The following is a 10,424-nucleotide window of genomic DNA, read 5'->3' on the forward strand; positions in this document are numbered from 1 at the left end:
TCCCCGGGGGCTACTCGACCGACCGTGACCCGCTTGAGGTCCTGGCTGCGCAACGCGCCGGCCTCGTGTGCCACCCGCAAGCTCTCGGCCAGCAACAGCTCCAGCTTGTCGCCGAGCCGCTTGCGCCGGTGGCTCAGGTCCGAGCGCTCGTGCGGGAATGCGTGCTGGAAGAACTCTTCGCCGGTAAAGTACTGGAAATATGGGTCGTGGACCCAGCGCTCGCACACCCCCTCATCGGACAGCCCGTAAATGTGCTTGAGCAACAACAGCCCGATCATGAAGCGGGTTTCAATCCCCGGTCTGCCGTTCTCGCTGTAGAGCGGGGCAATCTCCCCGTCGATCCAGTCCCAATCGATCCTGCCGGCAAGCAGAACCAACTCGTGCTTCATGTTGATGATCTGATCCAGCCGTGCCCGGAACAGATCGTTCGATCCCGTCGTCTTATGCTTCTTCGGCCGCATCGTCCTCCGGCGCACCACAGAAGCACGGTTCACAACGGAGAGGAATCCACAAAACGAATTTGCAAGGTTTGCGGCGTCCAAGCATCAAATCCCTGCAATCTCAAACGCCATCAAATCCCAGAAACAGACTCCCGCTCAATCGCTTAGAGGCTTGTTCACGGGCGACAGTGTAAGTCGCACCATGGATGCGCGATCCCTCCCAGCGTCGCGCAGAGTTTGCTGCTGAGACACTGAATCGGCGCTGGCTTGCGACTGTTATGCCCGAACCATCAATGACAAGTTGGATCCGTGCGCCTCAGCTCCCACAACCTGCTTGGCAGCACAGCCGAGAGTTTTCCCAGAGCATCGTGTCCGGATTACAACTAAACAATTCGCGTGACATAGCGACAGCGTGCCCTTTTTTTTGGCACCGACAGAACCACCAGCGCCGAGCTCTCCAGGTTGCGGCGTCGACGCAGCGTGCCTGTAGGTCATCAAGAAGACGACATTTGACTCGTGCTGCCAAGCAAAAGCGATCTGACGATCTGTTCGAATTCGACCGCGAAAGTGCACTGTGCGTGGCCGCCGGCACGGACGCACCTGATGCGCAATTCAGACGACCGGCTCTACTTGGTCGAAGAGCAGCACGAACCGGGAGAGCGTGAGGTCGTCACGGCGATCAGTCAGAAGCGTGCAGTGGTTTGGCTGATCGCCAACCCGACCCGTCGTCGTGGTGCGGCTGCCTCTGATCGTAAGCACGCCGAACGCCCTTTGTCTGGTGTCTAAACGTCTTCATTGTTCTCGAGGCAAGTGGCCCAGGCGGGCTGCGTTTCGTTGGGTGAATTGCTACGCGGTCTCCTCAGCTTTCAGTCAGCTAGCGCCGATACAAAGCCGATGGGTTTGGCGAGGCGCGGCAGCCCGCTAAACTCGACGGCAGCGTGGGTGTAGCAGGATACGGGCCTTCATGCCTCCCTGGCTAACCGACTCCGAGCCGCGCCCGCGCTGCTTCCGACTGGTGGGCCGGGATCAAGTAGTTAGGCTCGTCCTCCGACGACGATGATCTCCCGGCCTGCTTCTTCCGCTGCTTTGAGGCTGGCCGGTGTGGGAGTTGGCGGCTCGTGGCAGGGACAGCTGACCTTGCCCCCATATGTGGAACGGCCCGCGAGGCAAGAGCTTTTTCAGTCGATTTCACACATTGGGACGGTGCGGTTATATGTCCGGCCTTTGCGCGCGGCACATGGCCGCTGGCCTCGATGAGATCCGCGAAACGAGGAGCCAAATCAAGTTTGCGCGCTTGAGCGCATTGGGGGCAGTGGCTTCACTCGTCTCGGGATTTCGTCCCATGGGTTCATCGCCTGTCGTTGCACCTTGCCCTCTGCCGGCCTGCGCCGGTCAGATCGTTGTGACGGTCATTGCGTTCATCAGTCGGCTACCGCGGTAATCGCCAGTGGGTCGGGACGCCGATAAGTCCCGCCCTTGTTTAGAAGCGCCCAGATGATCCGCGCCGTCTTATTGGCCTCCGCGACCGCGACAACTTTGAAAGGCCGTCTGGCAAGAAGCGCCTTCAGCCACGGCCGGCTCAGCGCGTCGTTTCGGGCAACCCGCAAGACGGCCGTTGCCCCGACGACGAGGAGAGAGCGGAGCTCCGGATTCCCCATCTTTGATATCCGCCCCAGCCGCTCTTTGCCAGCCAGGCCGCGAAGTGGCGAGCTGACGTGAACCCTCCGGGGTCTGGCACAAGCGCCTTAATGGTCGCCGCTGTAATGGGGCCGACGCCAGAAATCGTGGTCAACCGACGCATGTCCTCGTCGCGCTTGCCTCCACAATAATTGCGCGCTCGAGCCTGTCGATCTGGTCCGCTGCAGCTTCGATCTCATCGGCAATCGCCATCAGGGCGAAGCGCGCCGCTGCGGGCAGGCGGACATCTGTCTTGTCCCGCACGATCGCAATCAGCGCCTCAACCTTTGCCATGCCGGCGGCGGCGATGATCCCCAATTCGGCCAAATGCGCGCGCAGCGCGTTAACCGTCTGCGTTCGCTGCCGCACTAGAAGAGCGCGGGTCTTCAGCACCATCGCGGCAGCCTGTTGCTCGGCTGTCTTAATCGGCACGAAGCGCATGGTCTTTCGGGTCACCGCTTCGCTGATGGCCTCCGCGTCCGCCGCATCCGTTTTGCCTCGCTTGACGAAGGGTTTAACATAAGCCGGGGGAATGAGCCGCACCTCATGACCGAGAGCTGCGATCTCGCGCGCCCAATAGTGGGCGCTACCACATGCTTCCATCCCCACCAGGCACGCTGGCAGCTTCTCAAAGAGACGCAGAACTTCGCTGCGCCGTAGCTTCCGGTTGAACACGGGTGAGCCCTCGGCATCCGCCCCATGAACCTGGAAAACGTGCTTGGCCAGATCCAGCCCAATGGTGATAACCTGCTTCACGGAACGGTCCCTCCTTTGTGGTGTTCGAACAACGACCACGTTCTAGCACTTTGATGCTGTTGGAGCGGGCCGTTCCACCACATCAAGTTTTATCCATTCCTGAGTTCGCTCCGGTCGTTGGATTTGCCCGGTTGGGCGGTGGGAGCGACGGCAGCTGGCGCGGAGCCTTCGGCATAGCGCAGCGCCAGATCCCGGCGCGGGTGACAGGTGAAGGCGAACTCGGAGGGCGTTTTCCATCCGAGCTGCGAGTGGGGTCGGGCATCGTTGTAATCGGCCCGCCAGCATCCGAGAGCCATGCGAACCTGGGCCACTGACGTGAACAGCGTCTCGTTCAGCAATTCATCCCGCAGCTGGCCGTTGATGGGGAAGACGGCCCCGCTCCCTCGGCGCCGGCGATATACTGGCGATGGACGAACCCGCTTACAGGAGCAATTGACCAATGGAAGCCGCAACAATTGGGTTGGACATTTCGAAGCACGTGTTTCACATCCATGCAGTTGATGCCCAAGGCCAAGTGGCCGGTCGCCAACGCCTCCGGCGAGGCGAGATCGTGTCGTTCTTCTCCTCGCTCGCACCTTGCCTGGTCGGCATCGAGGCCTGCGCGACTGCTCACCACTGGGCGCGGGAGATTCGGCAATTTGGGCACGATGTCAGATTGATTCCGCCAGCCTATGTTAAACCCTACCTACGAAGAGGAGCCAAGAATGACGCCGCTGACGCGGCCGCGATCTGCGAAGCGGAGTCGTCCCAATATGCGGTTCGTTCCAATCAAGAGCGCCGAGAACCAGGGCTTCTTGATGCTTCATCGTGCAAGAGGCTTGCTGGTCCGCCAACGCACCATGACAGCTTGCGCCATTCGGGCTCACTTTGCTGAGTTCGGAATCATTGTCGGGCAAGGCCGGCAACGGGTGGACGGTCTGGTGGACTTGTTGGATGACGAGGAACTGACGCTACCGGCCCACGCCCGCATCGCGCTGGCCGTCCTTGTGAGCCAGCTGAAGGAATTGGACCGGCAGGTCGAGGCCATTAAGCGCGAACTGGCTGAGATCCAGCGAGTAAATCCGATGGCGAAGTTGCTGTCCTCGATTCCCGGGATCGGTCCCATTACGGCCACGGCTCTCGCCGCGACCGTGCCGGACGCGACCATGTTCCGCTCCGGGCGGGAGTTCGCGGCCTGGCTTGGCCTGACGCCTAAGCAGAATTCCACCGGCGGGAAGGATCGACTCGGCCGGATTACGAAACAGGGCGATTCCTATCTCAGGCACTTGCTTGTCATCGGAGCACGCAACGTCGTTCGGTACCCAAAGGCACGCGGCTTCTTTTGCGGATCGCGAGTGGCGCGATCCAGGCAGCGTGATCTCCTTTTGATGATACCCGCTGCGCGACCGATCTGATTCCACATCAGCGAAATTCTGGGACTGTAGGAAAACAAGTTTTTCACAACTTCAAACTCAGCAACGGATACATAGGAGGCAGGGACGGGGGGCATGGGCCGACCAATCCTGGTAGGCGCCTGTTGGTCTTTTCGGGGATACAATCCGGGACCCTTGTGTGGGAAAGATATGACTGAACGGCGTGTGCTCTGGTTGTGTTGCGGCGTCGGCTTCTGTCTCGCCTGCCAGAGAGGCTAGCGTGCGGGCGACGAATTCGCGCAGACAGCAACCGCGTTATCAGTTGGGGGGGGGGCAAATCCGCTGGACGAGCACTGGCAGAAAGCAAACCCGCTGCTTCCGCTGGTCTTGATCAGAGCTTGCGATACGAACCAAGATCTTGGTCTGCGGACGTGGTTTGTTTGAACCGGCTCTGGTGTAGTTGTGCAGGCTGGATGAAACTCGTGGAGTAATCTAGAAAGGCTAAGTTATGGCCACGCCACATCTAATGCTTCCAATCGAGGTATCGGCGGACCTGATGAGGCATCTGTCGCCAGATCGCGCGCAGGCGGTAGTTGACATCATTAGAAACTCCTCGCCATCTCTCATAAGCCAAATGAAATCTTTGAGGCTCATTCTCGGCGCCGATGTGAACGCAGTCGCTCTTGAGGACAAGGTGCCGAGTTCAGGCTCCAAAATGGATCGCTACGACTGGTTCTTCTTGGTCCAGCGTATCCAAAAAGATTCAGACCTTGCCGGATTGGTGGCGCTTCTTCGGACTATGAGTGGATGCGCCGCACTTGTAAGCTCCAAGAGCGTCCTAACAGATGTTGAGGAAGCGATCCTGGGCGAGGCCGTTCAATCGATTGTAGAAAACTACGGAGAACGAACATGACTGGCCCTATGAAGTACGAGGAACTTAGGAGGGCCCATGCCGGTGAAGCCCTCACCAACTGGATTACTGGTCATCAAGGCTTGTTCGTACTCTGCCGTGAACTCGAGCGCAGCCTCAAGCTAATGGAACGTGCTATTTCAGCCGACAATCATGTGGCCACTGCTCGTCAGTTTCAGCGGTTCTCATCAATAACCAGGGCGTGTGCAGTCGCGTTCAAGGTTGCCGGCAATATGTCCAGGAACGACTACGAGAAACACGTGGTCGTTCCGATGCTCGGCGTGGATGAGGCCTTCACAGGACTTTGGGCTCGCGACCATTCCTCGATGTTGCAGCAACTGCGTTCCACCTTTGCGAAGTTGCGCGGCTTCGAAGCGGAACGAGCAGCCATAAAAATGCTGACCGCCGTGATGGTCAAGCAACACGAGCGCGTTTGCGAGCGCTTTGCGAAGGGCCGGCCCAGTCTGAACGCTCAAGCCCGAAGCGGAATGGCAGCGGATCGTCCAGAAGGCTACTTGCTTATTCGTGAGCGATTTGGACCGCGGCACGTGCAGTTGATCGACTCATAGCGAATATGATCGGCCACCTGGAGTGAGCAACACGCTCCCGATCAATGGTTCGCCGAACTAGGCGCCGTTTGGCTGCCAATGAATAAGCCGGCGTCAGTCAACGCTTTTACGTAGGTCTCGTGATGGTGAAAGTCGTGCTTGAACTGCTCAAGGTTGTCGAGCTCATCATGCCAATTTTCTGCTGATAACTCTCCTTTGAATGTCGATTTCAGCATCTGCATGATGGCAGCTCGTTGCTCGACCGGAAGCTTGGCAATTGCCGAGTTTAGATATCCACCCGGCCCGAGTTTTACCTCAGTTGAGGTATAAACACCGGCCGCACGAACAGCGTCGATCTGGATCGGTAGGCTCACCCTGCAATTCGGGAATATCCATGCGCGGTAGCGATGCAATGCGAGAAAGTAGATCGATGCGAAGAATGCAAAATAGCCGTCGATCGGAAGAGTGCGCGCTGGTCTTTTGTCGGTGCGCGGCGTAGTAATGTTGTTCCAAGTTGGCATGCCTACGATAATAGGATCACCGGGCTGGTACGAACTTTCCAGATATCGGGCGTGATCTACGGTTGCAATTATCTCGAACCCGATATTTGGATTTAGGCCTAGCATTGCTCCAACTGAAGCCGATAAGCCTTCCCGTAGCGCGCGATCCTGGCTCTCCAACCGGAAGCGGTATCCATCACCATTCTTCACGACCTTGTAGTTGTCATCGATGCCGCGAGCCTTGGGACCCTTCGTAATGTGGGAGTTATAGACTTCATGGTCATAAGTCTCCTGCCACATGATGATGCCGTCAGCGCCGGCGTTCTTCAGGCTTCTATAATGCCGTGACGTCAGCGCCATCGTGCAAAACAGTACTCTGTTTGCGAGACTTCCGCCCATTATCTGCCTTACTCGTTGAACAAGGACGGGAAGCTGATCTCTTACGAATTTTACATCATCGCCACCAACAAGTTCGATGTGCTGGAAACCCTTCGCGAGTAGGTACTCAACCTGCACGACAATGAGCCGCTCGTCCAGGCTTATCCGGCGCATCTCATTGTTGTCGGAGCGCCAGCCACAGAAATTACAATCAGACGCGCAGCGATTTGTTACCTCCACCGGTGCCATCGAAACAACCAAGCCGCCATAAATCTTGCGACGGACAAATTCGGACTTTGCAAGAACTTTGTCGCGAATGGCCTGGAACTCGGTTGAGTGGATCGCGTTCACGAGTGAATTGAGCTTCGCGTAGCTGAGTGACTCGCTCTCCGCTTCCTCCAGTATTGCCTCGACTTGCGGCACTGTTGGGATGTCATGATTCTCGGTAAGGTCGAGAAAACGCTCGCGGTCGATTTTATACATGGTTCACGCCCTGTGAAGGCAAATGCTGTTTTCGGTCAGAGCTCAGAGTTCTTGAATAGTTCGGCAAGCGCAAAGTGGGCTCCCAGTTTTAGGAGTAAGGCCCCAGGCAGCGCCATCAATCGAATTGCCGCCGACGAGTAATTGTGATGGAAGCATCATATGGCTGGAATCATCTACTACCAAATGTTGTAGAGTTGAGGTCCCAAGGGAGAACGACCAACTGTGCCGCGGAATCTGCCAGGAGAAATCGCCCTTCGCAGTGCTTCGACCTCGCTCGAGGGACATTCACTCGACATCGTCCGCTTCGGGTTCTATCGGTATCGTTGACGGCCTCGAAGCTCTGCGAGCCCTTCCCTGTTGCGGATGATCAATACACTCCGCGCCTCCGGCGGGTCGAACATAGGGCGATCAGGCCAGCCTAGCTGTCCTCTCACCGATGACATTTCTAGTGAGCGGAACCTGCGACTTGTCTATCAGGCGCCGACACCGCGAATTTGGTGAGACCCTGCGCGGGACTGCCGAACTCGCCGTCGATCGTCGCGGACACGCCGCGGTGAGCTGCGTCATCCAACTACAACAGCGATTGTGAGAAACTTCACGATACAACCTCGGCCTGAGGCTTAGGTTAGGGTGCATCGAGTAGTGCTACGGATGTGCTGGCCCCTATTTGGTCACCACTTTGCATGTCCCGCAGCGATAAGCGATCGAGGCATCTTCGGGTTTCGCTTCCCTCGGAGTTTCAAAAGCGGGAGAAGCACATGGTGGGACGTCTTCCAGAACGTCGGATTGATCTAAAAGCGCGGCTCGAGAGTGGCGGGCCGCGCAAACGTCTTGCCATAGACGGGGGCGGAATCCGAGGGGGCCTCTCGTTGAAAATTCTAGAGGAAATCGAGCGGTTGCTAACCAAGGCAAGCAACCGCGCCAGACTGTCGTCTGGCGGACTATTTCGACTATGTCGCCGGAACCAGCACCGGCGGCCGCGCCGGAGAGCGCCGCCAAGTCTTGCTGTCCACACCAGCGGGCTTGCGGGGGCGAGCATAGGCTTCGTAGTTCCCACTGCTGTACTACATCGCAACCTCAGATCTTGTTTTATGTGACAATTGATCAGCTGCTAGTCAGAAGATGCTTTCGGGCGCCTGACACTTGTACGGGACGCCGATCGTCAGACCGCCATCGACGACGATTTCGGAGCCCGTAAGATAAGAGGACTCGTCACTGAGCAGGAACAACACTACCTGTGACACTTCCGGCGGCTCGGCTGCCCGCCCAAGCGGAATGGGAAAACTGGAAGAATCGAAGTCCTTTGTCATCCAGGTGTTGATTAACCCCGGATGGACTGAGTTTATTCGAACCCCAGACGCAGCGGCCTCCAAAGCAGCGGACTTGGTAATGCCCCGCACGCCGAACTTGGAAGCAACGTAGGCGTGAAGCCCTGCACTACCCCTCAGCCCCTCGACCGACGAGATGTTGACGATCGAGCCTCCGCCCGCGCGGCGCATGGCCGGCAGGGCAGTCTGCATTCCCAAAAATACACCGGTGAGATTGACAGCAAGGGTCTTCGTCCACTGCTCAAGCGGAAACTGCTCGATAGGAGCAATACTGACTATGCCGGCATTGTTGACGAGGCCATGCAGCGCGCCAAACTTGCTCTCCGCAGCCGCGATCGCTTGGCACCATTCCTCTGGCTGAGCGACGTCTTGACGCAGATAGATCGCGGATGTGCCAAGGCCGGCCGCGAAAGCCTCGCCTTCTTTACGAAGAATATCGGTGATCACGACTTTAGCTCCCTCCGCTACCAGCAGGCGCGCATGAGCGGCCCCCATCCCTCGAGCCCCGCCGGTCACCAGAATGACTTTTTCGCTGACACGTCCCATAATTTCGCTTCCTCGAGAGTGTGTGGGTGCAAGGTCTTTGCGACATCCACTATGCACTATGTCAATCGCCCCCTGGTCGATCTGCTGTGTCCCGCTGCGATGCCCAAAGGCTGTGCGTAGTGCCGTGTAACTCGGCGTGAAAACCAACTCGATAACGATTCCACGTCGTGGACACGCGTCCGCCGTTCATACATTACCGTCGGAGTGTTGAATTGGCATCATGACATTGGGCCACCTTGTTGAGCCCGACGAATCACGACCGAGTTTCCTCCGGAAGATGCGCGTGGACTGCAGGCGACGCAACGCCGGTTCCGCACAGATGCACGTACTGAGCTCTTCGTGGCTGGCCGCGGGAGTGGGGCGCAGAACGCATGAGGTTCTCCGAGTCTTGCGAATTGGAGTATCCATCCTGTGCAATCGACGCGCCGAGAATCTCGTACGAATGCAAACTCACGCAACTCTTGCACAGTTGCTACAGCTGTTCCGATCTTCTTACGCGACCTGGGTATCCGCTAGCATGCGTTTCGGGCCATGCACAGCGATAGCGTTTCGACATTAAAGCTTAGTCGAGCCTCCCAAAACTGCGAGGCGTGCGAACTCGTCATGCGTTTATGTCCCAATTGATCATGTCGGACTTTCGACATTCCGCGTGGCCAATCAAACAAGGGGGAAGGCAACAGCAGAAGAGGCGACGGTTGTCGGCGGCCTTCTCGTACATCTTCATCCGAGCGAGTCCTCTAACACCGAATGAGGTGCTTGGCATCGACGTTGCATGCGACAGATAGAGAGGCCTATCGAGTTATCATCATCGTCGGTGAGCATACTTCACGGGAATGAACGCACGATCGTCAAGCTCATTCTGCACCACAGAATTGAGGTGCAGCGCGCAGAACTGTACGCGTCGTCGGCGAGACGATCATGATCAGCGCTCTATGAGCCGAGGGATCACCGAGCTGCATTGGAGGTTGCATCATCGAGGTTGCATCATCACAGTCTCTTCAGGATGCTTCAAAAACCGAGCACTGTTGCTGAGATGAGTTAGCTGAATCTACAGTTGCGTCCAAACACTCCAAGAGCGAGGAGGAATGCGATGCCCGAGGTAAAAGGTATTCCTCTTGATGCGCCTCTCTACCGTGGGAGCAGAGACCGTGGCAGCGCGTTTCTCGGCTGCCAAGCCATAAACCTTGTATTCAGCGTGGGGAGCGAGGTGTCCTCTCTACTACCGAAGGGATTAGCACTACTTTGGCAGATTTGGTTTGTGCTGTGGTTTTTCACAAATTCGTCTTCTGCAGTGCGGGCATCGCTGCGATGGCGGCCGGAGAATGAGATCGACGATGGCGTGGCGTACGGCGGGCATGGTTGGTTGAGGCGGAGGCCCATTGATTCTTTTTTTTCCGTCCCGCATGTGCGAGGCGACGGTGCTGCAAGAAGGCGTAGGCAATCATTGTCATCAGGGCGTGGCGATGAAGACCCTGCCATGATCGCCCTTCGAAGTGATCAAGCCCA

General features: G+C 57.5%; 6 protein-coding genes and 4 pseudogenes. 4 read left to right on the forward strand and 6 right to left on the reverse strand.

Annotated elements, in window-relative coordinates:
* On the reverse strand, positions 1–461 hold a 461-nt coding region (locus I6F28_RS36590; RefSeq protein WP_225143826.1), incomplete at its 3' end, for a transposase.
* 582 nt (positions 462–1,043) lie between these two features.
* On the opposite strand from I6F28_RS36590, the gene I6F28_RS36595 reads away from it, so the two are divergent.
* Entirely contained in the window at positions 1,044–1,226 is a 183-nt protein-coding gene (locus tag I6F28_RS36595; protein ID WP_225143827.1) for a hypothetical protein, read from the forward strand.
* A 635-nt stretch (positions 1,227–1,861) separates the two neighbouring features.
* Here I6F28_RS36595 and I6F28_RS36600 read toward each other — a convergent pair.
* Together I6F28_RS36600 and I6F28_RS36605 are read right to left on the reverse strand one after the other, a co-directional pair.
* Positions 1,862–2,873, reverse strand: a pseudogene (locus I6F28_RS36600) (IS110 family RNA-guided transposase).
* Between the two features lie 89 nt (positions 2,874–2,962).
* Positions 2,963–3,232 (reverse strand): annotated as a pseudogene (locus I6F28_RS36605) (integrase core domain-containing protein); the annotation flags it as partial.
* An 80-nt stretch (positions 3,233–3,312) separates the two neighbouring features.
* On the opposite strand from I6F28_RS36605, the pseudogene I6F28_RS37990 reads away from it, so the two are divergent.
* From I6F28_RS37990 to I6F28_RS36625, 3 genes and pseudogenes are all read left to right on the forward strand, one after another.
* Positions 3,313–4,171: pseudogene (locus tag I6F28_RS37990) on the forward strand (IS110 family RNA-guided transposase); the annotation flags it as partial.
* A gap of 610 nt (positions 4,172–4,781) precedes the next feature.
* The gene (locus tag I6F28_RS36620) at positions 4,782–5,138 is read left to right on the forward strand and encodes a hypothetical protein (protein WP_225129228.1); all 357 of its coding nucleotides are present in this window, start codon (positions 4,782–4,784) and stop codon (positions 5,136–5,138) included.
* On the forward strand, positions 5,135–5,704 hold the full coding sequence (locus I6F28_RS36625) for a 3-methyl-L-tyrosine peroxygenase-related protein (protein WP_225129226.1): 570 nt from the start codon (positions 5,135–5,137) through the stop codon (positions 5,702–5,704). The genes I6F28_RS36620 and I6F28_RS36625 overlap by 4 nt, the downstream gene beginning before the upstream one ends.
* Positions 5,705–5,745: 41 nt before the next feature.
* Here the strand turns inward: I6F28_RS36625 and I6F28_RS36630 are convergent, their stop codons facing one another.
* The 3 genes and pseudogenes from I6F28_RS36630 to I6F28_RS36640 all read right to left on the reverse strand — a co-directional run.
* Positions 5,746–7,044, reverse strand: coding sequence for a hypothetical protein (locus I6F28_RS36630; RefSeq protein ID WP_225143831.1), 1,299 nt, complete (start codon positions 7,042–7,044; stop codon positions 5,746–5,748).
* 1,115 nt (positions 7,045–8,159) lie between these two features.
* Positions 8,160–8,918, reverse strand: coding sequence for a glucose 1-dehydrogenase (locus I6F28_RS36635; protein WP_225143833.1), 759 nt, complete (start codon positions 8,916–8,918; stop codon positions 8,160–8,162).
* A 1,271-nt stretch (positions 8,919–10,189) separates the two neighbouring features.
* Positions 10,190–10,424: pseudogene (locus tag I6F28_RS36640) on the reverse strand (IS701 family transposase); the annotation flags it as partial.

The sequence above is a fragment of the Bradyrhizobium sp. NBAIM14 genome, assembly GCF_020193895.1.
GTDB lineage: Bacteria > Pseudomonadota > Alphaproteobacteria > Rhizobiales > Xanthobacteraceae > Bradyrhizobium > Bradyrhizobium yuanmingense.